At 48.8% G+C, this 26,222-nt stretch carries 24 protein-coding genes, 3 tRNA genes, 3 pseudogenes and 10 other annotated features (1 of these 40 cut by a window edge); of the genes and pseudogenes, 18 read left to right on the top strand and 12 right to left on the bottom strand.

Going from position 1 to position 26,222, the window contains the following annotated elements; genetic code table 11:
- Positions 1-17 precede the first annotated feature (17 nt).
- The 4 genes from yeeY (at position 18) to yeeD (ending at position 4,050) form a co-directional block, all read left to right on the top strand.
- Entirely contained in the window at positions 18-1,001 is a 984-nt protein-coding gene (gene yeeY / locus SF2074) for a LysR family transcriptional regulator (protein ID NP_707907.2), read from the top strand.
- A gap of 212 nt (positions 1,002-1,213) precedes the next feature.
- Positions 1,214-2,572, top strand: a complete 1,359-nt coding sequence (yeeF, locus tag SF2073) for an amino acid/amine transport protein (RefSeq protein ID NP_707906.1) — start codon at positions 1,214-1,216, stop codon at positions 2,570-2,572.
- Between the two features lie 178 nt (positions 2,573-2,750).
- The gene (gene yeeE / locus SF2072) at positions 2,751-3,809 is read left to right on the top strand and encodes a transport system permease (protein NP_707905.1); all 1,059 of its coding nucleotides are present in this window, start codon (positions 2,751-2,753) and stop codon (positions 3,807-3,809) included.
- Positions 3,810-3,822: 13 nt separating this feature from the next.
- Entirely contained in the window at positions 3,823-4,050 is a 228-nt protein-coding gene (gene yeeD, locus SF2071; RefSeq protein ID NP_707904.1) for a hypothetical protein, read from the top strand.
- A gap of 42 nt (positions 4,051-4,092) precedes the next feature.
- On the opposite strand, the gene sbcB is transcribed toward yeeD, so the two are convergent.
- Positions 4,093-5,517 carry an exonuclease I gene (gene sbcB, locus SF2070; RefSeq protein ID NP_707903.1) on the bottom strand — a complete coding sequence of 475 codons (1,425 nt, stop codon included), beginning with the start codon at positions 5,515-5,517 and terminating at the stop codon, positions 4,093-4,095.
- Between the two features lie 502 nt (positions 5,518-6,019).
- Positions 6,020-6,684 (bottom strand) — a mobile genetic element (partial).
- On the bottom strand, positions 6,062-6,682 hold the full coding sequence (locus tag SF2069) for an insertion sequence element IS629 integrase core domain-containing protein (RefSeq protein ID NP_707902.1): 621 nt from the start codon (positions 6,680-6,682) through the stop codon (positions 6,062-6,064). It overlaps the preceding feature by 621 nt.
- Positions 6,672-6,793 (top strand) — a sequence feature (Similar to Escherichia coli K12 conserved hypothetical protein gi: 1788318 (353 aa). BLAST with identity of 97% in 40 aa. This CDS has been truncated. The sequence has been checked and is believed to be correct.). It overlaps the preceding gene by 11 nt.
- On the opposite strand from SF2069, the pseudogene yeeA reads away from it, so the two are divergent.
- Positions 6,672-6,793: pseudogene (gene yeeA / locus SF2068) on the top strand. It overlaps the preceding feature by 122 nt. The gene SF2069 and the pseudogene yeeA sit on opposite strands and share 11 nt — an antisense overlap.
- Positions 6,794-6,898: 105 nt before the next feature.
- Positions 6,899-7,294: a hypothetical protein gene (yeeX, locus tag SF2067; protein ID NP_707901.1), complete on the top strand. Its 396-nt coding sequence runs from the start codon at positions 6,899-6,901 to the stop codon at positions 7,292-7,294.
- Between the two features lie 158 nt (positions 7,295-7,452).
- On the opposite strand, the gene SF2066 is transcribed toward yeeX, so the two are convergent.
- The 3 genes from SF2066 to SF2064 form a co-directional block, all read right to left on the bottom strand.
- On the bottom strand, positions 7,453-7,935 hold the full coding sequence (locus SF2066) for a hypothetical protein (RefSeq protein ID NP_707900.1): 483 nt from the start codon (positions 7,933-7,935) through the stop codon (positions 7,453-7,455).
- Between the two features lie 179 nt (positions 7,936-8,114).
- Positions 8,115-9,420: a mobile genetic element, on the bottom strand.
- Complete coding sequence (locus SF2065; RefSeq protein ID NP_707899.1) at positions 8,157-8,825, bottom strand: insertion sequence element IS629 integrase core domain-containing protein; 669 nt, start codon at positions 8,823-8,825, stop codon at positions 8,157-8,159. Its footprint overlaps the feature before it by 669 nt.
- Entirely contained in the window at positions 9,040-9,366 is a 327-nt protein-coding gene (locus tag SF2064) for an insertion sequence element IS629 protein (RefSeq protein ID NP_707898.1), read from the bottom strand. Its footprint lies within the feature at positions 8,115-9,420.
- Positions 9,421-9,544: 124 nt before the next feature.
- Positions 9,545-10,808: a mobile genetic element, on the top strand.
- Here SF2064 and SF2063 point away from each other — a divergent pair.
- The 6 genes from SF2063 (at position 9,609) to erfK (ending at position 14,114) form a co-directional block, all read left to right on the top strand.
- On the top strand, positions 9,609-9,911 hold the full coding sequence (locus SF2063) for an insertion sequence element IS600 transposase (RefSeq protein ID NP_707897.1): 303 nt from the start codon (positions 9,609-9,611) through the stop codon (positions 9,909-9,911). (Overlaps the previous feature by 303 nt.)
- A complete protein-coding gene (locus tag SF2062) occupies positions 9,947-10,765 on the top strand; it encodes an insertion sequence element IS600 protein (protein NP_707896.1) in 819 nt (272 codons plus the stop codon). (Lies within the feature at positions 9,545-10,808.)
- Positions 10,777-11,286 (top strand): adenosylcobinamide kinase/adenosylcobinamide phosphate guanyltransferase, encoded by a 510-nt coding sequence (gene cobU / locus SF2061; protein NP_707895.1) that lies wholly within the window; start codon positions 10,777-10,779, stop codon positions 11,284-11,286.
- Positions 11,283-12,026, top strand: coding sequence for an adenosylcobinamide-GDP ribazoletransferase (gene cobS, locus SF2060; protein ID NP_707894.2), 744 nt, complete (start codon positions 11,283-11,285; stop codon positions 12,024-12,026). The genes cobU and cobS overlap by 4 nt, the downstream gene beginning before the upstream one ends.
- Before the next feature lie 11 nt (positions 12,027-12,037).
- Positions 12,038-13,117, top strand: coding sequence for a nicotinate-nucleotide--dimethylbenzimidazole phosphoribosyltransferase (cobT, locus tag SF2059; protein NP_707893.1), 1,080 nt, complete (start codon positions 12,038-12,040; stop codon positions 13,115-13,117).
- A 61-nt stretch (positions 13,118-13,178) separates the two neighbouring features.
- Positions 13,179-14,114, top strand: coding sequence for a L,D-transpeptidase (erfK, locus tag SF2058; protein NP_707892.1), 936 nt, complete (start codon positions 13,179-13,181; stop codon positions 14,112-14,114).
- A 55-nt stretch (positions 14,115-14,169) separates the two neighbouring features.
- Here erfK and SF4485 read toward each other — a convergent pair.
- Positions 14,170-14,246: transfer RNA gene (locus SF4485), tRNA-OTHER, on the bottom strand.
- A gap of 327 nt (positions 14,247-14,573) precedes the next feature.
- Between SF4485 and nac the strand changes: the two genes are divergently transcribed.
- Positions 14,574-15,491 (top strand): nitrogen assimilation transcriptional regulator, encoded by a 918-nt coding sequence (gene nac / locus SF2057; protein ID NP_707891.2) that lies wholly within the window; start codon positions 14,574-14,576, stop codon positions 15,489-15,491.
- Positions 15,492-15,592: 101 nt separating this feature from the next.
- Positions 15,593-16,543, top strand: a complete 951-nt coding sequence (gene cbl, locus SF2056; RefSeq protein ID NP_707890.1) for a transcriptional regulator Cbl — start codon at positions 15,593-15,595, stop codon at positions 16,541-16,543.
- A gap of 37 nt (positions 16,544-16,580) precedes the next feature.
- Here the strand turns inward: cbl and SF4484 are convergent.
- Positions 16,581-16,656, bottom strand: a tRNA-Asn gene (locus SF4484).
- Between the two features lie 5 nt (positions 16,657-16,661).
- Positions 16,662-18,288 (top strand) — a sequence feature (Similar to Escherichia coli K12 conserved hypothetical protein gi: 2367126 (548 aa). BLAST with identity of 98% in 542 aa. This CDS contains an in-frame stop codon. The sequence has been checked and is believed to be correct.).
- Here SF4484 and yeeO point away from each other — a divergent pair.
- Positions 16,662-18,288 (top strand): annotated as a pseudogene (gene yeeO / locus SF2055). Its footprint overlaps the feature before it by 1,627 nt.
- Positions 18,289-18,388: 100 nt before the next feature.
- Positions 18,389-18,464 (top strand) — tRNA-Asn (locus tag SF4483).
- 455 nt (positions 18,465-18,919) lie between these two features.
- On the opposite strand, the gene SF2054 is transcribed toward SF4483, so the two are convergent.
- From SF2054 to SF2051, 4 genes are all read right to left on the bottom strand, one after another.
- Positions 18,920-19,636: a hypothetical protein gene (locus SF2054; RefSeq protein NP_707889.1), complete on the bottom strand. Its 717-nt coding sequence runs from the start codon at positions 19,634-19,636 to the stop codon at positions 18,920-18,922.
- A gap of 342 nt (positions 19,637-19,978) precedes the next feature.
- Positions 19,979-21,433, bottom strand: coding sequence for an AMP nucleosidase (amn, locus tag SF2053; protein ID NP_707888.2), 1,455 nt, complete (start codon positions 21,431-21,433; stop codon positions 19,979-19,981).
- A gap of 107 nt (positions 21,434-21,540) precedes the next feature.
- Positions 21,541-23,468: a sequence feature ('Similar to Escherichia coli K12 transport protein, shikimate gi: 1788292 (439 aa). BLAST with identity of 97% in 643 aa. This CDS has been disrupted by insertion. The sequence has been checked and is believed to be correct.'), on the bottom strand.
- Positions 21,742-22,216: a mobile genetic element (partial), on the bottom strand. It overlaps the preceding feature by 475 nt.
- Positions 21,785-22,576 (bottom strand): insertion sequence element IS600 protein, encoded by a 792-nt coding sequence (locus SF2052; protein NP_707887.1) that lies wholly within the window; start codon positions 22,574-22,576, stop codon positions 21,785-21,787. It overlaps the preceding feature by 432 nt.
- Positions 22,215-22,978, bottom strand: a mobile genetic element (partial). (Overlaps the previous gene by 362 nt.)
- Positions 22,612-22,914 (bottom strand): insertion sequence element IS600 transposase, encoded by a 303-nt coding sequence (locus SF2051; protein NP_707886.1) that lies wholly within the window; start codon positions 22,912-22,914, stop codon positions 22,612-22,614. It overlaps the preceding feature by 303 nt.
- Positions 23,469-24,717: a mobile genetic element, on the top strand.
- Here SF2051 and SF2049 point away from each other — a divergent pair.
- Positions 23,505-23,843, top strand: coding sequence for an insertion sequence element IS911 transposase InsN (locus tag SF2049; RefSeq protein NP_707885.1), 339 nt, complete (start codon positions 23,505-23,507; stop codon positions 23,841-23,843). It overlaps the preceding feature by 339 nt.
- Positions 23,870-24,709, top strand: coding sequence for an insertion sequence element IS911 integrase core domain-containing protein (locus tag SF2048; protein NP_707884.1), 840 nt, complete (start codon positions 23,870-23,872; stop codon positions 24,707-24,709). (Lies within the feature at positions 23,469-24,717.)
- Positions 24,714-26,222: a sequence feature (ipaH island IV), on the bottom strand (it continues 21,370 nt past the right edge of the window).
- Here SF2048 and SF2046 read toward each other — a convergent pair.
- Positions 24,817-25,859 (bottom strand): annotated as a pseudogene (locus tag SF2046). Its footprint overlaps the feature before it by 1,043 nt.

The raw sequence follows: 26,222 nt of genomic DNA, 5'->3' as shown, positions 1-26,222 counted from the left end.
ACTGCAAGGGGGCGTGTATGAAACCACTGCTGGATGTGTTGATGATCCTCGATGCCATAGAAAAAGAGGGCAGTTTTGCGGCGGCGTCAGCCAAACTCTACAAGACGCCGTCCGCTCTGAGTTACACCGTTCACAAGCTGGAAAGCGACCTAAATATTCAATTGCTTGATCGTAGCGGACACCGCGCTAAATTCACCCGCACCGGAAAAATGTTATTAGAGAAAGGGCGGGAAGTTCTGCATACCGTGCGAGAACTGGAAAAGCAGGCGATCAAACTGCATGAAGGCTGGGAAAACGAGCTGGTGATTGGCGTGGACGACACGTTTCCTTTTTCTCTGCTTGCGCCTCTCATTGAAGCTTTTTATCAACATCATAGCGTGACGCGCCTGAAGTTTATCAATGGCGTACTCGGTGGTTCCTGGGATGCCCTGACTCAGGGGCGAGCGGATATTATCGTTGGCGCGATGCATGAGCCACCATCTTCCAGTGAGTTTGGTTTCTCGCGGTTGGGCGATCTTGAACAAGTCTTTGCGGTCGCGCCTCATCATCCGTTAGCCCAGGAAGAAGAACCGTTAAACCGTCGTATCATTAAACGATATCGGGCGATTGTGGTGGGGGATACTGCGCAGGCAGGCGCTTCTACGGCCTCACAACTTCTCGACGAACAAGAAGCCATTACCGTTTTCGATTTTAAAACCAAACTGGAGCTGCAAATTAGCGGCCTTGGCTGCGGCTATTTACCACGGTATCTGGCGCAACGTTTTCTCGATAGTGGCGCGTTAATCGAGAAGAAAGTGGTCGCCCAAACTCTCTTTGAACCTGTCTGGATTGGCTGGAATGAACAGACCGCAGGGCTTGCCAGCGGCTGGTGGCGAGATGAAATTTTAGCAAATAGTGCGATCGCCGGTGTTTATGCAAAATCTGATGACGGAAAATCAGCCATTCAAAGAAAAATTATTATGACAAGCCTCTCATTCTCTTGTCATTTCCCCCCCATTTAGGCACAATGCGCCGCTGTCAAAAAATGATTAAAAACCGACGTTTAATTAGCGTCGGTTATTTTTTGCTTCAAACCAATCATTCATACCAAGAGGCCGGGCTTCGTACCGGATAGATATTTACTAAAAATCGACAGTTGTTGTCGCTGAGGAATCCAAAAAAATGGGGCAATTTTTTGCTTACGCGACGGTTATCACCGTAAAGGAGAATAACCATGTCGCATAACGTTACTCCAAACACCTCTCGCGTGGAATTGCGTAAAACGCTTACGTTAGTTCCGGTTGTAATGATGGGTCTAGCCTATATGCAGCCGATGACGCTGTTTGATACATTTGGTATCGTTTCAGGCCTCACGGATGGTCATGTGCCGACAGCCTATGCGTTCGCATTGATTGCGATCCTGTTTACGGCTCTGAGCTACGGGAAGCTGGTTCGCCGCTATCCTTCTGCTGGCTCTGCATACACTTACGCCCAGAAATCCATTAGCCCGACTGTCGGCTTTATGGTGGGTTGGTCTTCTCTGCTCGACTATCTGTTCGCGCCGATGATCAACATTCTGCTGGCGAAAATCTATTTTGAAGCTCTGGTGCCTTCCATTCCATCGTGGATGTTTGTGGTGGCGCTGGTGGCCTTTATGACCGCCTTTAACCTGCGTAGTCTGAAATCCGTAGCGAACGTCAACACTGTAATCGTCGTGTTGCAGGTAGTGCTGATCGCGGTGATTCTGGGCATGGTTGTTTATGGCGTATTTGAAGGTGAAGGCGCTGGTACGCTGGCGAGCACGCGTCCGTTCTGGTCTGGCGATGCGCATGTTATCCCGATGATTACCGGGGCGACAATCCTGTGCTTCTCCTTTACCGGCTTTGACGGCATCAGCAATCTGTCGGAAGAAACCAAAGATGCAGAGCGCGTGATCCCGCGTGCGATTTTCCTGACCGCGCTGATTGGCGGCATGATCTTCATCTTTGCAACTTACTTCCTGCAGCTGTACTTCCCGGATATCTCTCGCTTTAAAGATCCGGATGCGTCACAGCCTGAAATCATGCTGTACGTTGCGGGTAAAGCGTTCCAGGTTGGCGCGCTGATCTTCTCCACCATTACCGTACTGGCGTCCGGTATGGCGGCGCACGCAGGCGTAGCGCGTCTGATGTACGTAATGGGTCGTGACGGCGTGTTCCCGAAAAGCTTCTTCGGTTATGTACACCCGAAATGGCGTACTCCGGCGATGAACATCATCCTGGTTGGCGCGATTGCCCTGCTGGCAATCAACTTCGACCTGGTAATGGCAACGGCGCTGATTAACTTTGGTGCGCTGGTGGCGTTCACCTTTGTTAACCTGTCGGTCATCTCGCAGTTCTGGATCCGTGAGAAGCGTAACAAGACGCTGAAAGATCACTTCCAGTATCTGTTCCTGCCGATGTGTGGTGCGCTGACCGTTGGTGCGCTGTGGGTTAACCTGGAAGAAAGCTCAATGGTTCTGGGTCTGATCTGGGCTGCTATCGGTCTGATTTACCTGGCTTGCGTCACCAAGAGCTTCCGTAATCCGGTTCCGCAGTACGAAGACGTAGCATAATCATCTTTTCTAATAATAAACCGGAGTCGAATGAACATTTGGCTCCGGTTTTTTTATTCTTTTTTATCGAAATCCTCATTAATAACCATTTGTTCTAATTTAGAGAATTTGGTTATTGGTCTGCATTCCACCAGTCATGAAAAATTTCCCCATTAACATTCATCTGGTTAATTAATTTATGTTTTCAATGATATTAAGCGGGCTAATTTGTGGTGCTCTGCTGGGATTTGTCATGCAGCGTGGGCGTTTTTGCCTGACTGGTGGTTTTCGCGATATGTATATCGCGAAAAATAATCGCATGTTTTACGCCTTGCTGATTGCAATTTCGGCACAAAGCGTGGGGGTTTTTGCGTTAATTCAGGCGGGCCTACTGACTTACGAAGCCGGGGCGTTCCCGTGGCTTGGTACTGTTATAGGTGGGTATCTTTTCGGGCTGGGAATTGTTCTGGCGGGTGGATGTGCCACCGGGACCTGGTATCGCGCGGGTGAGGGATTGATCGGCAGTTGGATCGCGCTTTTCACTTATATGGTGATGAGTGCGGTGATGCGTTCTCCACACGCCAGTGGTTTAAATCAAACCTTGCAGCACTACACTACTGAACATAACTCTATTGCTGAGACTTTTAATTTGTCTGTGTGGCCGTTGGTTACCGTTTTGCTGGTGATAACGCTCTGGGTGGTGATGAAAGAGTTGAAGAAGCCAAAACTCAAAGTCGCGACCTTACCGCCGCGCCGAACCGGGATCGCTCATATTCTGTTTGAAAAACGCTGGCATCCCTTTGTCACTGCTGTACTCATCGGTTTGATTGCGCTTTTAGCCTGGCCCCTGAGTGAAGCAACCGGACGCATGTTTGGGTTAGGAGTCACTTCCCCAACGGCCAATATTCTTCAATTTCTGGTCGCGGGTGACGTGAAATACATTAACTGGGGCGTTTTCCTGGTGTTAGGGATCTTCGTGGAGGCATTTATTGCAGCCAAAGCGAGCCGTGAGTTCCGCGTTCGCGCAGCTGATGCACAAACAACATTACGTAGCGGGTTAGGTGGTGTACTGATGGGCTTCGGTGCCAGTATTGCAGGTGGTTGCTCTATCGGTAATGGACTGGTTATGACTGCAATGATGACCTGGCAGGGCTGGATTGGCCTTGTATTTATGATTCTCGGAGTCTGGACTGCGTCCTGGCTTGTGTATGTTCGACCGCAGCGTAAGGCGCGACTGGCAACTGCTGCGGCAAATTAAGTAAGGTGTAAAGATGGCGATTAAAAAGCTGGATGTGGTGACGCAGGTCTGTCCGTTTCCACTCATAGAAGCAAAAGCAGCACTGGCAGAAATGGCCAGCGGCGATGAGTTGGTAATTGAGTTTGATTGCACCCAGGCAACTGAAGCAATCCCACAGTGGGCGGCAGAAGAAGGACATGCCATCACCGATTATCAGCAGATTGGCGATGCAGCGTGGAGCATCACCGTTCAAAAAGCCTGACTCAACATTGTCCTCCGCCGTACCAGCGGCGGCGGCTTCAAATTAGACGATCTCTTCCGCGTACTGCCAAAGTGCTTTTAACAGCGCCACTTTCTCTTTGTCATCGGCATATTGTTGTACCAGCATCTGCAATTCATCAGCATAACCCTGCAAAAACTCTGGCGTGAAGACCTGGTGGCGGTGCTCCAGCCAGCGTTGCTGCTCGGCATAATCCAGCGTCCCCGGGAAGTTGCGTGCCCGATAATTGAACAACAACTTTTCAATTCGTTTATCAACAAAAGTGATATCCAGTGCCGGTAAATTACGCGGCTCGGTTTCCAGCACAATTTTCATTGCTGCACGATCGGCGTCACTGAAAAAGCCATTATAAAGCTGTGCATCCACATTATCTGAAGGTGTAAACGGTTCGGCTTCCGCGAATATCGCTACCACTTTTTCACGCACTTGCGGATTTTCACGCAGAATTTTTAGGTTATCGAGGCAATGCTGACGATTAATTCCCAGTCGGTCGGCATCTTCCGGGCGTAGCGTATTCGCCTGGGCCAGTACCGGACATTTATTGATATGCACCAGCTTAACCGGAACGGCGGCGTTATCGCCAAGATCGGCTTTTGCGGTATATAAACGCTCGCGCAATGTGTCGATATCCAGCTCCAGTAATGGCGAAATGTCTCCTGCCAAATCCGCCATAATTACGGCATTGCGATTTTCAGGATGCCACGCCAGCGGTGCCACCCAGCTGGTATTGCCACGCCATGCCCCAAACATTCCGGAAACGTGAGCCAGGGGTTTCATCTGCGGAACATCAATCAACGCCATCAGTTTGTGTTTATTACGATGGGTAAAGAGATAATCAAACAGGCGTGGCTGACGCGTTTTTACCAGTTTCGCCATCGCAATAGTGGCGTACACATCAGCCATCGCATCGTGGGCGTTGCTATGTTCAATACCATTCGCTTTGGTTAAATGCTCAAGGCGAAAGCTCGGTAGACCGTCATCATTTTCAGGCCAGTTTATTCCTTCCGGGCGCAGGGCATAACAGGCACGCATAACATCCAGTAAATCCCAGCGCGAGTTATCATGCTGCCAGCTCCAGGCGTAAGGATCGTAGAAATTACGATAAAAAACGTTGCGTGTGACTTCGTCGTCGAAACGCACATTGTTGTAGCCCAGAATACAGGTCTTCGGTACGGTAAAAAGCGAGTGAATACGGGCGGCAAACGCGGCTTCGTTTTCTCCTTTCGCCCGTGCCTCCTGCGGGGTAATACCGGTAATTAATACTGCTCCAGGCCGGGGTAAATAGTCATCCGCGGGCTTGCAGTAAAAGACTTCGGGTTCGCCGATGACATTGAATTCGTCATCGGTGCGAATGGCTGCGAACTGTGCAGGGCGATCTAACGCGGGGTGCGTGCCAAAGGTTTCGTAATCGTGAAAGAGGAAGGTAGGTTGTTTATCTGTGTCTGTCATTGTCTAGCATTGTCCACTGTAGTTAATTAACTGTCTGTTATAACTCGAAAAACAACCTTTTTTTCACCTGAGTATGTCTACGAACGTCAAATATAGTTGTTTACTGTGCGCTGTTGTCCATGTGATATTGTGTACCAGATGTGTACCAAACCATTATTTCTGAGCGTACCAAATATTATTTATGGCTATAAGCGACACAAAACTGCGTACTATTTATGGTAAACCATATTCTGGCCCACAAGAAGTGGCTGATGCTGATGGCCTCAGCGTACGAATTTCACCGAAGGGGGTCATCCAGTTCCAGTACCGCTATCGCTGGCATGGCAAGCCTAATCGACTTGGGCTTGGTCGATACCCATCCCTGTCTTTGAAGGATGCCAGACAGATCACTGCTGACTTGCGAAAGCTCTATTTCTCAGGAACGGATCCACGCACTTATTTTGAAGAGAAGGTGGAGAACTCCATGACGGTCGCCCAGTGTCTCGACTACTGGTTCGACAACTGAACCGCCCCGGGTTTCCTGGAGAGTGTTTTATCTGTGAACTCAGGCTGCCAGATCATCGTTTCCGATGGAAGCATAATAAGCTTTTTCTGCTTCTGCCGGAGGGATGTGGCCCAGCCTTTCCAGCAATCGTCGATTGTTATACCAGTCCACCCACGTTAGTGTGGCCAGTTCCACTTCTGCACGGTTTTTCCAGCTCTTACGGTGTATTACCTCCGCTTTGTAAAGACCATTGATGCTCTCCGCCATCGCGTTGTCATACGAGTCGCCTGTACTTCCTGTTGATGCCAGTAATCCGGCTTCCTTAAGCCGCTGTGTGTAGGCCAGCGATACATACTGAGAACCTTTATCACTGTGATGGACCGTGCCGGACGGTCGACGGGCCCATAACGCCTGCTCCAGTGCATCCAGCACGAATGTCGTTTCCATGGACGATGAGACCCGCCACCCCACGATGTATCCGGCAAACACATCAATGATGAACGCCACATAGACGAAGCCCCGCCATGTGCTGACGTAAGTAAAATCAGCCACCCACAGCTGGTCAGGTCGTTCTGCCACGAACTGACGGTTTACGCGGTCGCCTGCGGCAACGGCTTTCCGGCTGATGGTCGTACGGACCTTTTTACCCCGGAGAACACCGGCAAGTCCGATAACCACCATGACCTGAAAGTCGTGGAAACACCAATCTATGGTTATGTGTGGCTGAACATGGAAACGGCACATCAGCTTGAGTTGCTATCGAATCTGATTTGCCGGGCCTTGCGCAAATAATTCCTGAACTTCAGAATCATCTTGCTGCTGCTTCGATTCAGCAAGGATAAAGGGTATGATAGTGAAAAGGGATAAAAGCATTGTCATCTGCGGCAGCTATGAGTAATGTTGGCCCTAACGAATAGCGGTTGCTTAAACGAATCCGACTCTCACATTATCAGGGGTATAAAAATGGAAACTACCAAGCCTTCATTCCAGGACGTACTGGAATTTGTTCGTCTGTTCCGTCGTAAGAACAAACTGCAACGTGAAATTCAGGACGTTGAGAAAAAGATCCGTGACAACCAGAAGCGCGTCCTGTTGCTGGACAACCTGAGCGATTACATCAAGCCAGGGATGAGCGTTGAAGCAATCCAGGGCATCATCGCCAGCATGAAAGGTGACTATGAAGATCGCGTTGACGATTACATCATCAAAAATGCCGAGCTCTCCAAAGAACGCCGCGATATCTCCAAAAAGCTGAAAGCTATGGGCGAAATGAAAAACGGCGAAGCGAAGTAATTCCCGTTTTATTCAATGAGGGTTGCCCGGCAACCCTCATTGCTCATTGATTCTTATCTGTGTATCACCGTCATCATTCTCATCTGAGAACCAATCGAAATTAACAACAGCCTTCTTCTGTATGCAGCAAGGCAAAAAGTTCTGTAACTCCATTGTTATTAACTGCACTGGTTACTAACACGTTGTGCGCTCCAGCTTCCCGTAACCAACTTTTCACCAAAGATATTTGTTCCATGCTGGCTAAATCTGCTTTGGTTACTACTCCAATGACCGGGTGATTCATGGCCCGGTAGGGCGTTTTTACCTCTAATTCCTGCTTCAGCGCTGAGATTCCTGCTTGTTGCCGGAAAAGCAGGCACCTGCCGTCTGAACGGTATCGATCCGGAAGCGTATCTGCGCCATATTCTGAGCATACTGCCTGAATGGCCCTCCAACCGTGTTGACGAACTCCTGCCATGGAACGTAGTTCTCACCAATAAATAAGCGTCAATACGGTGCTCCGTTGACGCTGATATGACTTTCCGTGTCAAACCGGAATCTCTAATTTTGACGATTTTCTTTTTAGGTTTAATTCCCTGAGGGCGACGTAGCAGTAAATCCGACGGTGAATCATGCTGATATTCGCGGGTTGGATACCGCATTACAGAGGTCCGTCATATGAGCCTGCCACTTTCTTACGTCGCGAATCAGCTTTGTTCCGCCGTCGCCAAGCGCTAACGTGGGTTACTCTTGTACCGGGCTACGTCGCCTTCAGGGAACTGGTTATTCTCATTTTTTATTTGTGACATTGTGGTTGTTGTGCGACAGACATTGCTATTTGTGAACCGCCCCGGGTTTCCTGGAGAGTGTTTTATCTGTGAACTCAGGCTGCCAGATCATCGTTTCCGATGGAAGCATAATAAGCTTTTTCTGCTTCTGCCGGAGGGATGTGGCCCAGCCTTTCCAGCAATCGTCGATTGTTATACCAGTCCACCCACGTTAGTGTGGCCAGTTCCACTTCTGCACGGTTTTTCCAGCTCTTACGGTGTATTACCTCCGCTTTGTAAAGACCATTGATGCTCTCCGCCATCGCGTTGTCATACGAGTCGCCTGTACTTCCTGTTGATGCCAGTAATCCGGCTTCCTTAAGCCGCTGTGTGTAGGCCAGCGATACATACTGAGAACCTTTATCACTGTGATGGACCGTGCCGGACGGTCGACGGGCCCATAACGCCTGCTCCAGTGCATCCAGCACGAATGTCGTTTCCATGGACGATGAGACCCGCCACCCCACGATGCATCCGGCAAACACATCAATGATGAACGCCACATAGACGAAGCCCCGCCATGTGCTGACGTAAGTAAAATCAGCCACCCACAGCTGGTCAGGTCGTTCTGCCACGAACTGACGGTTTACGCGGTCGCCTGCGGCAACGGCTTTCCGGCTGATGGTCGTACGGACCTTTTTACCCCGGAGAACACCGGCAAGTCCCATAACCGCCATGAGACGTGCCACAGTGCATCTGGCCACTCTGATACCTTCCCGTAACAACTGACGCCAGACTTTACACCGTATACCTTGTGATTTTCATCGTATACGCGCTGTATCTCTTTCTTCAGCCAGTCATCGCGCTGCGCACGGGCACTGCGTTTATCCGGATGATGTCGCTGTTGCTGACAGTGGTAATACGTTGACGGGGCAATATGCAGTTCGCTGCATAGCGGTCCGCCCCCGTACTGCTCACGCAGCTTATCCAGCAGTGGCATCATTTTTTCCAGAGGCGGTCGAACTCCGCCTTCGCAAAATAAGCGGAAGCCTGGCGAAGGATATCGTTACTGCGGCGCAGTTCACGATTTTCACGCTCCGGCTCTTTCAGACGCTGACGTTCAGCGGTGGTGAGCCCTCCATCACCGCCCCCGGTATCCCGCTCATGCTGGCGACCCCAGACACGCAGAGTCTCCGGCGTACAGCCAATCTTTGGAGCAATGGAACAAATTGTCGCCCATTGTGAGTCATATTCGCCCTGACTTTCCAGAACCATACGGACTGCCCGTTGACGGACTTCGGGGGAAAAACGAGTATTTTTAGTCATCCTGTTTACCTCTTTCTCAGGAAGTTTAGTCTCCAGGATTCCCGGGGCGGTTCATAAGCGACAGTAATCGATTCTTTGTGAACATCTAACCCGACGTACAATGTGTTATTGTTGTTCATGCTGGCCTCCGTGGTGGAAATACCGGGGTGTAGCAACAGCTCACCCATGCGGCTCTGACTGAGGTAGCCTGAGTTTAACGGACACTCCTTCCTGAAATAGAATGGCATCAGAAGGAGCTAATAATGAGCAGAAAAACCCAACGTTACTCTAAAGAGTTCAAAGCCGAAGCTGTCAGAACGGTTCTTGAAAATCAACTTTCGATCAGTGAAGGCGCTTCCCGATTATCCCTTCCTGAAGGCACTTTAGGACAATGGGTTACCGCCGCCAGAAAAGGGCTCGGTACTCCTGGTTCCCGCACGGTGGCTGAACTGGAATCTGAAATTCTGCAACTGCGTAAGGCGTTAAATGAAGCTCGCCTTGAGCGCGATATATTAAAAAAAGCAACAGCGTATTTTGCACAGGAGTCGCTGAAAAATACGCGTTAATCGAACAATGGCGACAACAATTTCCCATTGAAGCGATGTGTCAGGTATTTGGTGTATCCAGGAGCGGTTATTACAACTGGGTACAGCATGAACCCTCAGACAGAAAACAAAGTGATGAGCGGCTAAAACTGGAGATTAAGGTGGCACATATCCGCACTCGCGAAACATATGGAACCCGGCGGCTCCAGACGGAGCTGGCAGAGAATGGCATCATCGTTGGTCGTGACCGACTGGCACGTCTTCGTAAGGAGCTGAGGCTACGCTGTAAGCAGAAACGCAAGTTCAGAGCAACTACGAACCCGAACCACAATCTGCCAGTTGCGCCAAATCTGCTGAACCAGACGTTCGCTCCTACAGCACCAAATCAGGTCTGGGTGGCGGACCTGACGTATGTTGCCACCCGGGAAGGATGGCTGTATCTCGCCGGCATCAAAGATGTTTATACGTGTGAAATTGTCGGCTACGCCATGGGAGAGCGCATGACAAAAGAGCTGACAGGTAAAGCCCTGTTTATGGCGCTCAGGAGCCAGCGCCCACCTGCCGGGCTAATCCACCACTCTGATCGAGGTTCACAGTACTGCGCATACGATTACCGGGTCATACAGGAGCAGTCTGGTCTGAAAACATCAATGTCGCGTAAAGGTAACTGTTACGACAACGCTCCGATGGAAAGCTTCTGGGGAACGCTGAAAAATGAGAGCCTGAGCCACTATCGTTTTAATAACCGGGATGAAGCCATCTCAGTAATACGGGAATACATTGAGATTTTCTACAATCGTCAGCGTCGTCACTCTCGTCTGGGGAATATCTCCCCGGCAGCCTTCAGGGAAAAATATCATCAGATGGCTGCTTAAAAAAAGAATAAATGGTAGTGTCCGCTATTGCCAGTACACCTCACTCTTCACAGGTTCTGTATATCGCTACCTCGCAAATCCTTGATGATGAGATGGCTGCACGGATAGAACATCATCGGCAAAGCCGCCCGGAGCACTGGCGCACAGTGGAGCGCTGGCAACATCTTGATGAATTAATTCATGCAGACATTAACCCGAATGAGGCTGTGTTGCTGGAATGCGTTACCACAATGGTGACTAATCTGTTGTTTGATTATGGCGGCGATAAAGACCCTGATGAATGGGATTATCAGGCGATGGAACAGGCGATTAATGCTGAGATTCAGTCGTTGATTGCTGCCTGCCAACGTTGCCCCGCAAAGGTTGTATTAGTGACTAACGAAGTGGGAATGGGGATTGTGCCGGAGAGTCGTCTGGCACGACATTTTCGTGATATTGCCGGGCGGGTAAATCAGCAGTTGGCCGCTGCGGCAAATGAAGTATGGCTGGTGGTTTCGGGTATTGGAGTAAAAATCAAATGAGCAAATTATTTTGGGCGATGCTCTCATTTATTACGCGTCTGCCTGTACCGCGTCGCTGGTCCCAGGGACTGGATTTCGAACATTATTCTCGCGGTATTATTACTTTTCCTTTGATTGGATTATTGCTTGGCGCGATTAGCGGGCTGGTCTTCATGGTGCTGCAGGCATGGTGTGGCGCACCACTGGCGGCACTGTTTAGCGTACTTGTGCTGGCGCTGATGACCGGGGAATTCCATCTGGACGGCCTCGCTGATACCTGTGATGGCGTATTTTCTGCACGTAGTCGCGATCGCATGTTGGAAATCATGCGTGATAGCCGTTTAGGCACCCACGGCGGTCTGGCATTGATTTTTGTGGTACTGGCAAAGATTCTGGTGTTAAGCGAGTTGGCTCTGCGTGGCGAACCGATCCTTGCATCGCTGGCGGCAGCATGTGCGGTCAGCCGCGGGACTGCCGCATTATTGATGTATCGTCATCGTTATGCGCGGGAAGAAGGGCTTGGCAATGTGTTCATTGGCAAAATTGATGGGCGACAAACCTGCGTCACACTCGGCTTAGCCGCTATTTTTGCTGCCGTATTATTGCTGGGTATGCATGGTGTGGCTGCTATGGTGGTGACGATGGTGGCGATTTTCATCCTCGGTCAGCTTCTCAAACGTACGCTGGGCGGGCAAACGGGCGATACGCTGGGAGCAGCCATAGAGCTTGGTGAACTGGTCTTCCTGCTGGCACTGCTATAAAGAAACGTGACATGCAAATAATTGCCGATTTACTGAATACGATCCCAGCCATCAATTCTGCCGCTATGTCGCGTGCACAACGGCATGTTGACGGGTTATTCAAACCTGTTGGTAGCCTAGGAAAGCTGGAGGCGCTTGCCATACAACTGGCAGGAATGCCGGGGGTGAATGGCATACCGCATGTGGGCAAAAAAGCGGTACTGGTTATGTGTGCCGATCACGGCGTCTGGGAGGAAGGGGTCGCTATTTCTCCAAAAGAAGTGACAGCCATACAGGCTGAAAATATGACCCGTGGAACAACCGGCGTGTGTGTGCTGGCAGCACAAGCGGGCGCTAACGTCCACGTAATTGATGTTGGTATTGATACTGCTGAGCCTATCCCCGGGCTTATCAACATGCGTGTCGCACGAGGTAGCGGCAATATTGCTTCAGCTCCGGCAATGAGTCGCCGTCAGGCTGAAAAGTTGCTTTTGGACGTCATATGTTATACGCGGGAGCTGGCGAAAAACGGTGTCACGCTGTTTGGTGTAGGTGAACTGGGGATGGCAAACACGACACCGGCAGCGGCAATAGTCAGCACAATCACTGGCCGGGATCCTGAAGAAGTGGTTGGGATTGGCGCAAACCTGCCGACAGATAAACTGGCTAATAAAATTGATGTTGTGCGTCGGGCGATTACGTTGAATCAACCAAATCCTCAGGATGGTGTTGATGTCCTGGCAAAAGTGGGTGGATTTGATTTGGTCGGAATAGCTGGAGTGATGTTAGGTGCTGCTTCCTGCGGTTTACCCGTGTTGCTGGATGGATTTCTTTCTTATGCTGCTGCGCTCGCAGCCTGCCAGATGTCTCCTGCAATCAAACCGTATCTCATTCCTTCTCACTTGTCGGCAGAAAAAGGCGCGCGTATAGCGCTCTCGCATTTGGGGCTGGAGCCTTATCTCAATATGGATATGCGTTTAGGTGAGGGGAGTGGTGCAGCTCTGGCGATGTCCATCATCGAAGCTGCTTGTGCGATATACAACAACATGGGCGAACTTGCTGCCAGTAATATTGTTCTACCGGGGAATACGACTTCTGATTTGAACAGCTAAAAACGAAAAGTCTGATAAAAGCTATACTTATCGGATAGTATTCGCGACTTAGGAAAGGGACATGATGCGTCGTGTAAATATTCTTTGCTCATTTGCTCTGCTTTTTGCCAGCCAAAATAGCCTGGCGGTAACTTATCCATTACCTCCAGAGGGTAGCCGTTTAGTGGGGCAGTCGCTTACTGTAACTGTTCCTGATCACAATACTCAGCCGCTGGAGACTTTTGCCGCACAATACGGGCAAGGGTTAAGTAATATGCTGGAAGCGAATCCGGGCGCTGATGTTTTTTTGCCGAAGCCTGGCTCACAACTCACCATTCCGCAGCAACTGATTTTGCCCGCCACTGTTCGTAAAGGGATTGTGGTTAACGTCGCTGAAATGCGTCTTTATTACTATCCGCCAGACAGTAATACAGTGGAAGTCTTTCCTATTGGTATCGGCCAGGCTGGGCGAGAAACCCCGCGTAACTGGGTGACTACCGTTGAACGTAAACAAGAAGCACCAACCTGGACGCCAACGCCGAACATCCGGCGCGAATATGCGAAACGAGGGGAGAGTTTGCCCGCATTTGTTCCTGCGGGGCCCGATAACCCCATGGGGCTGTACGCGATTTATATTGGCAGGTTGTATGCCATCCACGGTACCAATGCCAATTTTGGTATTGGGCTCCGTGTAAGTCAGGGCTGTATTCGTCTGCGTAATGACGATATCAAATATCTGTTTGATAATGTTCCTGTAGGCACTCGTGTACAAATTATTGATCAGCCAGTGAAATACACAACGGAACCGGATGGTTCAAAGTGGCTGGAAGTTCATGAGCCGCTGTCGCGCAATCGTGCAGAATATGAGTCTGACCGAAAAGTGCCATTGCCGGTAACCCCATCTTTGCGGGCGTTTATCAACGGGCAAGAAGTTGATGTAAATCGCGCAAATGCTGCGTTGCAACATCGATCGGGAATGCCTGTGCAAATTAGTTCTGGTTCAAGACAGATGTTTTAAGAGCGTTGGTAATTAGAAAGTAAAAAGCCTGCTCGAAAGCAGGCTTTTTTGAATTTGGCTCCTCTGACTGGACTCGAACCAGTGACATACGGATTAACAAGTCCGCCGTTCTACCGACTGAACTACAGAGGAATCGTGTGAACGGGGCGCATATTAATGGCAGTGCATGGTGATGTCAAAGGGTGAAATGCATTTTTTTTGTTTGTTTGCTGCCAATTTCAACAAAGTGGTGAGCTTTCAATCTTATTGGGTAATGAACCATCGTGGTGCATACCCTCCTTTTATAGGGCAGGTGAATGCGACTGCTGATAAAAAGGGCCAATGACGAATCTATCATAATCTCTTATTTGACAGTTGGTTAGCTTGCGCATCAACGCCAAAATAGAACTGGCAGGCATCTTGCATACTGGTTGTAAGTAATGGCGGCACTTGGGCCGATTCTTAAAAACCGGAGGCAACATGAACTTCAGACGCCTGAAATACTTCGTAAAAATTGTAGATATTGGTAGCCTGACCCAGGCTGCTGAAGTATTGCATATCGCACAACCAGCGCTCAGCCAACAGGTTGCCATACTGGAAGGTGAGTTAAATCAACAGCTTTTGATTCGCACAAAACGGGGCGTTACGCCAACAGACGCCGGAAAAATTCTCTATACCCATGCACGGGCCATTTTACGTCAGTGTGAGCAGGCCCAACTGGCGGTGCATAACGTTGGTCAGTCATTATCGGGGCAAGTCTCGATTGGCTTTGCGCCAGGAACCGCTGCGTCATCCATCACCATGCCCTTATTACAGGCGGTTCGCGCTGAATTCCCGGAGGTCGTTATCTATCTTCATGAAAATAGTGGTGCAGTGCTTAACGAAAAACTGATAAATCACCAACTCGATATGGCGGTGATTTATGAGCATTCCCCTGTGGCTGGGGTATCCAGTCAGGCTTTGCTGAAAGAAGATCTTTTCCTGGTAGGAACTCAAGATTGCCCGGGGCAAAACGTTGATGTTAATGCTATTGCGCAAATGAACCTTTTTCTCCCCAGTGATTACAGCGCTGTTAGACTTCGTGTTGATGAGGCTTTTTCCCTACGGCGGCTCACGGCAAAAGTCATTGGTGAAATTGAGTCTATTGCCACGCTTACCGCAGCGATTGCCAGCGGCATGGGCGTTGCAGTATTACCTGAATCGGCTGCGCGTTCGTTATGTGGCGCAGTAAATGGGTGGATGTCACGCATTACCACTCCTTCAATGAGTCTCTCTTTGTCCTTAAATTTACCCGCCAGAGCAAACTTGTCACCACAGGCACAGGCAGTGAAAGAGTTGTTAATGTCAGTGATTAGTTCTCCAGTGATGGAAAAAAGGCAGTGGCAATTGGTGAGCTAAGCGTTATATCGGGATGGAATAAGATGCGGGTTTTTATTATTTGTTATGCCGGGCATTAGACTTTAACAATAACGGGATATCTGAACTGCCCGGAGTTTACCGTGAATTTCCAACAACTAAAGATAATCCGCGAGGCTGCACGTCAGGATTACAACCTGACAGAGGTTGCGAATATGCTTTTTACCTCACAGTCAGGCGTTAGCCGTCATATTCGGGAACTGGAGGATGAATTTGGCATCGAAATATTTGTTCGACGAGGTAAGCGACTGCTGGGGATGACTGAACCGGGCAAAGCATTACTGGTCATTGCAGAACGTATTCTGAATGAAGCCAGTAATGTTCGTCGGCTTGCAGACCTGTTTACCAACGATACGTCTGGTGTTCTCACTATTGCAACGACGCATACTCAGGCACGTTATAGCTTGCCAGAGGTCATTAAAGCTTTTCGCGAACTTTTCCCGGAGGTTCGGCTCGAGCTAATCCAGGGTTCGCCACAGGAAATTGCGACGTTGTTGCAAAATGGCGAAGCTGATATTGGTATCGCCAGCGAGCGTTTGAGTAATGACCCGCAGCTCGTCGCCTTCCCATGGTTTTGTTGGCACCATAGTTTGCTTGTTCCACTCGATCATCCCTTAACGCAAATTACACCATTGACGCTGGAATCAATAGCGAAGTGGCCGTTAATTACTTACCGACAGGGAATTACGGGGCGCTCACGCACTGATGACGCATTTACCCGCAAAGGTTTGCCGGCAGATATTGTATTAAGTGCACAGGATTCTGATGTCATTAAAACCTATGTTGCTCTTGGGCTTGGGATCGGATTAGTTGCCGAACAATCCAGCGGCGAACAAGAGGAAGAGAATTTAATCCGCCTGGATACGCGGCATCTTTTCGATGCTAATACTGTCTGGTTGGGACTGAAGCGAGGACAACTTCAGCGTAACTATGTTTGGCGCTTTCTGGAACTTTGTAATGCAGGACTGTCAGTTGAGGATATCAAGCGCCAGGTGATGGAAAACAGTGAAGAGGAAATTGATTATCAGATATAGCAAAAAGCCCGCTATAAAAGCGGGCTTTTCAGAAATTTGGCTCCTCTGACTGGACTCGAACCAGTGACATACGGATTAACAGTCCGCCGTTCTACCGACTGAACTACAGAGGAATCGCTGTTGAGGCACATCTTAACGGCGAAAAATATTTTGTCAAACCCGATTTTTAAATTTCCCAACTGTTTGCCGTTTCTATCAACAGTTTGTTGCATTTGCAGACAATTTGTTGGCGAAAATCTTTGCAGCTTTGCTGATTCTCCCTCATCATTTGAAATGTGGTTTCACTTTCTGCAATTAAGGTCGGCTTTGAATATCTCCTCTGCTTTACGCCAGGTTGTTCACGGCACTCGCTGGCACTCTAAACGCAAGAGCTACAAAGTGTTGTTCTAGCGCGAGATAACCCCGCTTGCTGTTCCTATCTTCATGGAGAACGCCTGTGTCCTGTTGATGGGGGTCCTGAGCACTTTTCTGGTCAGTTGGCTGGGAAAAGATGCGATGGCCGGCGTGGGGTTGGCGGACAGCTTCAATATGGTCATTATGGCTTTTTTTGCAGCTATCGATCTTGGTACTACTGTCGTTGTAGCATTTAGTCTCGGTAAGCGGGATCGACGACGAGCGAGGGTGGCGACGCGGCAGTCATTGGTGATCATGACGTTGTTTGCCGTACTGTTGGCAACGCTAATTCATCATTTTGGCGAACAAATTATTGATTTCGTCGCGGGTGATGCCACGACAGAAGTTAAAGCACTGGCGTTGACTTATCTGGAGCTGACCGTACTCAGTTATCCAGCCGCTGCCATCACTCTTATTGGTAGCGGGGCACTTCGTGGTGCAGGGAATACGAAAATACCGCTACTGATTAACGGTAGCCTGAATATTCTTAATATTATTATTAGCGGCATATTGATTTACGGCCTTTTCTCCTGGTCGGGGCTGGGTTGGGTTTAACCATTTCTCGTTATATTGGCGCAGTTGCAATTTTGTGGGTGCTGGCGATTGGTTTTAATCCTGCGCTAAGGATTTCGTTAAAGAGCTATTTTAAACCGCTGAATTTTAGCATTATCTGGGAAGTCATGGGGATTGGTATTCCAGCGAGTGTCGAATCAGTGTTATTTACCAGTGGTCGGTTATTAACCCAAATGTTCGTTGCCGGGATGGGGACCAGCGTTATTGCCGGAAATTTTATCGCGTTCTCAATTGCGGCTCTTATCAACTTACCCGGAAGTGCGCTCGGTTCTGCTTCTACGATCATTACAGGCCGAAGGTTGGGGGTAGGGCAGATAGCGCAAGCAGAGATTCAGTTGCGGCATGTGTTCTGGCTGTCCACTCTTGGATTAACGGCCATCGCCTGGCTAACGGCTCCCTTTGCCGGGGTTATGGCATCGTTTTACACCCAGGATCCACAGGTTAAACACGTCGTTGTGATTCTGATTTAGCTAAATGCTTTATTTATGCCTATTTGGTCCGCCTCATGGGTGCTACCCGCTGGATTTAAGGGTGCTCGTGATGCCCGTTACGCCATGTGGGTTTCTATGTTGAGCATGTGGGGTTGCCGGGTTGTAGTCGGTTATGTGCAGGGAATCATGCTTGGCTGGGGTGTGGTTGGTGTCTGGATGGGAATGTTTGCCGACTGGGCTGTGCGGGCCGTGCTGTTTTACTGGCGAATGGTTACTGGACGTTGGCTGTGGAAATACCCTCGATCCGAGCCGCAAAAGTGTGAAAAAAAGCCAGTTGTGTCGGAATAAACGACAAAATGCAGATTATTTCAGCAAACGATTTCAAATTTAAAAAACAGGCTTTGACATTGTGGGTGGGCATCGCTAATATTCGCCTCGTTCTCACGATTCCTCTGTAGTTCAGTCGGTAGAACGGCGGACTGTTAATCCGTATGTCACTGGTTCGAGTCCAGTCAGAGGAGCCAAATTTTAGTTTTGAGACATCTCTATGAGACTCAGGACAGTTAAAAAATAAAAATTATTTTTACCCGGCCACTTTGTAAAAAAGTGGCCGGGTTTTTTGATTTCTGTGTTTCGTGCGCTTAATCGAGTCTCACGCTTCAGTGAGCAAATTGCCCCTCCCCAACAGATATCACGATTCACAAGGTCAAAAATTCTGTTCCATGAAGTACCGTACAAAGATAAAGAGAAAAATGCCTTATGCGGGACGTAGCTGTCGCGTCTTTATCGGGAAACTATACGTAATTGCCACTTTGTCTTCGGTAATCAGAAAAAGAAGACCTGCCATTTTAATAAATATTATTTCTCTGGGGACGGGGATTTTTTATAAGCAATATGACGAGTTAAATATTATATTTTTTATAAGAATTATATGAGATTAAAGAAATCTGCCATAAAGACAGATTTCTTTAAAATATAATTAGAGATTTGCGACGTTATGATAAACTTTTTGTACATCGTCGTCATCTTCAAGGGCATCAACAAGCCCTTCAAAGATTTCTAAATCTTCTGGGGAAAGCTCAACTTCAGATTGAGCAATCATTTCTAATTCTGTTGTTGAGAACTCAGTGATTCCAGCTGCTTTTAGCGCCGCGATTCCTTTATGAAGGTCAGCAGGTTCAGTATAAATAACAATATTACCTTCTTCTTCAGTTACATCACGAACATCAACTTCAGCTTCAAGCAAAATTTCAAAAATATGGTCAGGGTCTGTTCCTTTAAATACAATCACACCCGTATTGTCAAACATATAGCTGACAGAACCTGCCGCTCCGATATTGCCGCCTTTTTTATTGAAAATTGTGCGAACGTTAGCAATCGTACGGTTAACATTTGAAGTCAATGTCTCAGCAATAATCATTGAGCCATTAGGACCAAAGCCTTCATAACGTCCCTGTACGAACGTTTCATCTCCGCCGCCTTTGGCTTTATCAATTGCTTTATCAATAACGTGCTTTGGAACTTGTGCCTGCTTTGCACGTTCAATAACGAATTTTAAAGATGTGTTTAATTCTGGATCGGGTTCACCTTGTTTGGCAGCAGCATAGATTTCTACACCGAATTTTGCATAAATTTTAGACGTTGCACCGTCTTTAGCCGTTTTTTTAGCAACAATATTGGCCCATTTACGTCCCACTGGAATGATCTCCTCGAAAATTTATTTACATTACTGGTAAATCGTTAACATGTGTTAATTCGGCATATTATATCATAACAGGAAAAATCTCGTCTATTAGAAATAAAAATATTCTAAAGCCATAATCTTATATTTAATTTTATAAAAACTAATGTTGTTGGCGGGATTTTTTATAATTGTGTTTTGAAAGCATACTTGCTTTTAATATGTGGAAATCATTAAGACGATAATAAAACTCGCATCTGCCCAAGGAAGCAAGCAGCCCGCGTTTATTGCAGGCTATTTGCCAGATGTCTTACTTAATCCTTCACATCTATTTCTGATAAGAAGGTTCATAACTTATTATCGGAACGGCGGCTCATTAAAGGTTCGTAATTTACGTGAATGCAGTCGGTCGCCTTCTGCGCGCAGCAAATCGATCGCCCGAATGCCAATTTGCAGGTGTTCGGAAATAGCGCCTTCATAAAAACGGTTAGCCTGGCCGGGAAGCTTAATCTCACCATGTAACGGTTTATCTGAAACACACAGTAGTGTCCCGTATGGCACGCGGAAACGATATCCTTGCGCGGCAATGGTTGCACTTTCCATATCAATTGCTACGGCCCGGCTTAAGTTAAAACGAAGTGCAGAAGCTGAGTAACGTAACTCCCAGTTCCTGTCATCTGTGGTTACCACAGTACCTGTACGCAGCCGCTGTTTGACTTCCTCACCAGGCCTGCCGCTGACTAACTTGGTAGCGTCATAAAGCGCACGTTGCACTTCAGCAATGCTCGGAATAGGTATATCGGGCGGCAGAACCGCATCAAGAACGTGGTCATCGCGTAAATAAGCGTGTGCAAGGACATAATCTCCAATGGCCTGGCTTTCACGTAATCCGCCACAGTGACCAATCATCAACCAGATATCCGGGCGTAGCACTGCCAGATGATCGCAGATGGTTTTAGCATTGGACGGTCCCACGCCAATATTCACCAGAGTAATACCCTGACCATCAGCGGTAATTAAATGCCATGCTGGCATCTGGTGTTTTTTCCATGCAAGGTCGGAAATGGCTTCTTCTGGCGCTTCGGTTTCGGCAGTGATCCAGTTCCCGCCAGCACAAGAAAGGGCAATGTAGGGACTATCAGGATCGAGGATCTGGCTGCATCCCCAACGAACGAATTCATCCACATAACGTGTGTAGTTGGTAAACAAGACGAACGGTTGAAAATGTTCTACTGGCGTACCGGTATAATGGCGCAACCGTGCGAGGGAAAAATCGACGCGGCGCGCATCAAAATGCGATAGCGGGGAGAATTCCGTTGGATGATAAATGCCGTCTGCAGTTTCATCGCCGATTTGCGCCAGTTCTGTTGTCGGGAAGTAGCGAGTTAAATCAGCGCTCATTGAGCGATCAAGTGTCAATTCAGAGCCATCGATGACATAAGGATAAGGGATTTCATGTTGCGAGGGTTGCACAGAGATATGCGCACCATAATCCTGATAAAGCAACGTTAGTTGCTCATTCAGATACGAACGAAAGAGAGTAGGGCGAGTAATCGTGGTGGTGTAGCTGCCTGCGTGAGTAAAACGACCAAATGCGCGCGTTTTGGGGGGATTTGTTGTGCTACCGTCCCAGGTTACGGTCAGTGATGGATAGACAAAAAGACCTTGTTTACGGGCGTTTTCATCAGGTAATTCGCCAATTGTAATATATTTGCCAATGGCGTTGCGTAAAGCAACTACAGATTGCTCATACAGCGCGTCGAGTTTATCCAGTGCCTGAGCTGGGGTCAGACCGGAGCCCTTATTATTCATGTGTGTCTCCTGTTCCATACAATTACCGCACATCCGATAGTATGTCACAGGAATGTGAAACAAAAGTATAAGGCGAAGATCGGATGATCTTCGCCAGGCTATCACGAGCGTTGATTGTCTTTCATCAATAAAGCGGTCATTGCAGAAATCAGGCATCCAGCCAGCAAATAAATGGCGATGCTATGCCAGTTCCCGGCAAAGTAAGTGATGAGTGCAGCGGCAATAAAAGGTGTAAATCCACCGCCAACCACACTGGCAACCTGATAACCGACTCCAGCACCACTGTAGCGATAACTGGCACCAAACATTGAGGTGTACTGGCAATAGCGGACACTACCATTTATTCTTTTTTTAAGCAGCCATCTGATGATATTTTTCCCTGAAGGCTGCCGGGGAGATATTCCCCAGACGAGAGTGACGACGCTGACGATTGTAGAAAATCTCAATGTATTCCCGTATTACTGAGATGGCTTCATCCCGGTTATTAAAACGATAGTGGCTCAGGCTCTCATTTTTCAGCGTTCCCCAGAAGCTTTCCATCGGAGCGTTGTCGTAACAGTTACCTTTACGCGACATTGATGTTTTCAGACCAGACTGCTCCTGTATGACCCGGTAATCGTATGCGCAGTACTGTGAACCTCGATCAGAGTGGTGGATTAGCCCGGCAGGTGGGCGCTGGCTCCTGAGCGCCATAAACAGGGCTTTACCTGTCAGCTCTTTTGTCATGCGCTCTCCCATGGCGTAGCCGACAATTTCGCACGTATAAACATCTTTGATGCCAGCAACATACGTCAGGTCCGCCACCCAGACCTGATTTGGTGCTGTAGGAGCGAACGTCTGGTTCAGCAGATTTGGCGCAACTGGCAGATTGTGGTTCGGGTTCGTAGTCGCTCTGAACTTGCGTTTCTGCTTACAGCGTAGCCTCAGCTCCTTACGAAGACATGCCAGTCGGTCACGACCAACGATGATGCCATTCTCTGCCAGCTCCGTCTGGAGCCGCCGGGTTCCATATGTTTCGCGAGTGCGGATATGTGCCACCTTAATCTCCAGTTTTAGCCGCTCATCACTTTGTTTTCTGTCTGAGGGTTCATGCTGTACCCAGTTGTAATAACCGCTCCTGGATACACCAAATACCTGACACATCGCTTCAATGGGAAATTGTTGTCGCCATTGTTCGATTAACGCGTATTTTTCAGCGACTCCTGTGCAAAATACGCTGTTGCTTTTTTTAATATATCTCGCTCAAGGCGAGCTTCATTTAACGCCTTACGCAGTTGCAGAATTTCAGATTCCAGTTCAGCCAGCGTGCGGGAACCAGGAGTACCGAGCCCTTTTCTGGCGGCGGTAACCCATTGTCCTAAAGTGCCTTCAGGAAGGAATAATCGGGAAGCGTCTTCACTGATCGAAAGTTGATTTTCAAGAACCGTTCTGACAGCTTCGGCTTTGAACTCTTTAGAGTAACGTCGGGTTTTTCTGCTCATTATTAGCTCCTTCTGATGCCATTCTATTTCAGGAAGGAGTGTCCGTTAAACTCAGGCTACCTCACATTTCGGTAAACATCGGTTGTTGCACACACACCACCATGTCATGCGCAATGTTTGCCAGCATTATGGAGAAGAAAACTATCCAGAAAATAGATTGTGCTTCAAGCGCCATAAAGAAAGGAAATGCGCTCAACGTTCCGATCAACGCGCCTGTGATATAAACCCTGCGCCGACCAAAACGATCGGCAAGCCAGGCAAAACAGGGAATTGTCAGGCAGCTTAATCCACCTACCAGCAAACCAATATTAAGGAAAAGTTCGCGCGGTAACCCCATATTCTGGGTTGAATAATTAAGTGCAAAGGCAGTAACAATGTACATCGTCAGCAACTCGCACAGTCGTAGTGCAATAATCTTCAGGAAAGCACCGGGATGTCGTAACAGAGCTTCGATAACCGGGATGCGTTTTTTCGCGGCCGCTTGATTATGTTGCTGTTGTTCAAATTCCGCGGACTCCTCCATGCCATTGCGCACCCACAATGCTCCCAGTACCTGAAGTGGCACACTGAATTTGGCCACCTGAACAGAGGTGATATGCTCACCTCAGAACAACACAGGTGCTCCAATGAAAAAAAGAAATTTTAGCGCAGAGTTTAAACGCGAATCCGCTCAACTGGTTGTTGACCAGAAATACACGGTGGCAGATGCCGCCAAAGCTATGGATGTTGGCCTTTCCACAATGACAAGATGGGTCAAACAACTGCGTGATGAGCGTCAGGGCAAAACACCAAAAGCCTCCCCCATTACCCCGGAACAAATTGAAATCCGTGAGCTCAGGAAAAAGCTACAACGCATTGAAATGGAGAATGAAATATTAAAAAAGGCTACCGCGCTCTTGATGTCAGACTCCCTGAACAGTTCTCGATAATCGGGAAACTCAGAGCGCATTATCCTGTGGTCACACTCTGCCATGTGTTCGGGGTTCATCGCAGCAGCTACAGATACTGGAAAAACCGTCCTGAAAAACCAGACGGCAGACGGGCTGTATTACGCAGTCAGGTACTTGAGCTACATGGCATCAGCCACGGTTCGGCCGGAGCAAGAAGCATCGCCACAATGGCAACCCGGAGAGGCTACCAGATGGGACGCTGGCTTGCTGGCAGGCTCATGAAAGAGCTGGGGCTGGTCAGCTGTCAGCAGCCGACTCACCGGTATAAACGTGGTGGTCATGAACATGTTGCTATCCCTAACTACCTTGAAAGGCAGTTCGCCGTGACCGAGCCAAATCAGGTGTGGTGCGGTGATGTGACCTATATCTGGACGGGTAAGCGCTGGGCGTACCTCGCCGTTGTTCTCGACCTGTTCGCAAGAAAACCAGTGGGCTGGGCCATGTCGTTCTCGCCGGACAGCAGGCTCACCATGAAAGCGCTGGAAATGGCATGGGAAACCCGTGGTAAGCCCGGCGGGGTGATGTTCCACAGCGATCAGGGCAGTCATTATACGAGCAGGCAGTTCCGGCAGTTATTGTGGCGATACCAGATCAGACAGAGTATGAGCCGGCGCGGAAACTGCTGGGATAACAGCCCAATGGAACGCTTCTTCAGGAGTCTGAAGAACGAATGGATGCCGGTGGTGGGTTACGTAAGCTTCAGCGAGGCAGCTCACGCCATAACGGACTATATCGTTGGATATTACAGTGCACTAAGACCGCACGAATATAACGGTGGGTTACCCCCAAACGAATCGGAAAATCGATACTGGAAAAACTCTAACTCGGTGGCCAGTTTTTGTTGACCACTTCAGAATAGGTGTTTTTCGTCATGAAGTTGATAAAAGTCTATATAGAACCACCTCCTGTAGAGGTGGTGGTAATTTGCCAGAGTGTGGGATTCGTTAGTATACTATGGGATAAACTTATTTTTACCAATTGTATAAGGCGGTGCATAAGATTCTCGGCATGCTTCCAGATAATCCGACCACCACTGCATCATCGCTTTGCGGGCTTCCAGGTGCTCTGCCTTATGAATATAAGCCATGCGCACGGTATTGCGCTCCTGATGACTCATCTGGCGTTCTACTGCGTCCTTTGCCCATAAACCCGATTCCATCAGCGCACTGCATGCCATTGCCCGGAAGCCGTGACCGCAGATATCCTTTTTCGTGTCGTAACCCATCACCCGCAGTGCCTTATTGACCGTGTTTTCACACATTGGCTTATACGGGTTATGGTCGCCGGGGAAGATCAGTTCATTATTACCGGTGATATCCTTAATCTGTTTCAGAATGGCGATGGACTGTTCTGAGAGGGGGACGATATGCGGCATTCGCATTTTTGCCCCGCGGCCGGAATAACGCACGCCAATAATGGGTTCTCGCGTCGCGGGTATCGTCCAGACTCGGTTTGTGAAATCAATCTCTGACCAGCGGGCGAAACGCAGTTCACTGGAGCGAATGAACCATGCAGCATCAGCAGAACGGCATGCCGGGTCAGTTCACGGCCCTGATGATATGCCCCAATACGTTCAAGCAGTTCAGGCAGCCGCTCCAGCGGCAGGGCAGGATAGTGCCGTCTGACAGGAGGTGTGGTCACGCCGCCAAGGTTTGCTGCAGGGTTCGTATCGATTAACTCCTGATGGACCGCATGGCGCATTATGTTACTCAGGTGCTGCCGTGTGCGGGACGCAACCTCCAGCAGACCTTTTTCCTCGATCCCTTTCAGCAGGTCAATGAAATGACGGGGTTTAAGTTCTGATACAGGTAGGTTCCCGATGACCGGAAAGATGTGATTGTTCAGGCTGGCAAGCAGACGGTCGGCGGTGTTCTGCGACCATTTCCTGTTACTTTTATGTCACGCCAGCGCCATGTTTTTAAAAACTTTCTCCGGTGTTCGTGAGCCACGTTCAGCAGCCCGCTGCTGTACCGGGTTGATATTCAGCGCCAGCATTTTACGGATACCTTCACGTTGCTGTCGCGCATCAGACAGGGAGATGGCTGGATAGGCACCCAGCGCAATGCGGGATTCTTTACCGCTAATACGGTATTTGAGATACCAGTGGCGGGAGCCACCCGGCTTGACCAGCAGATACAGACCGTGAGAATCGGAGACTTTAAAGGGTTTATCAGAAGGCTTGAGGGTGCGGATTTTTGCGTCGGTAAGGGATATATGGGGGTCACTCCATTATCGAACTAACCTGATCCCAGATTTGACCACCAATTTTTCCCGATGCGTAGGGTAAAATCAAAATGCACCGAGAAGAGTTTTCACACTAACCTGTTGAATCAACATCAGATAAAGATTCGCAAGGAT

Origin of the sequence: Shigella flexneri 2a str. 301, assembly GCF_000006925.2 — a bacterium.
Classification (GTDB): Bacteria; Pseudomonadota; Gammaproteobacteria; order Enterobacterales; family Enterobacteriaceae; genus ECMA0423.
Note: the sequence above shows the minus strand (reverse complement) of the source record. Positions and strands in the feature narration are given on the sequence as shown.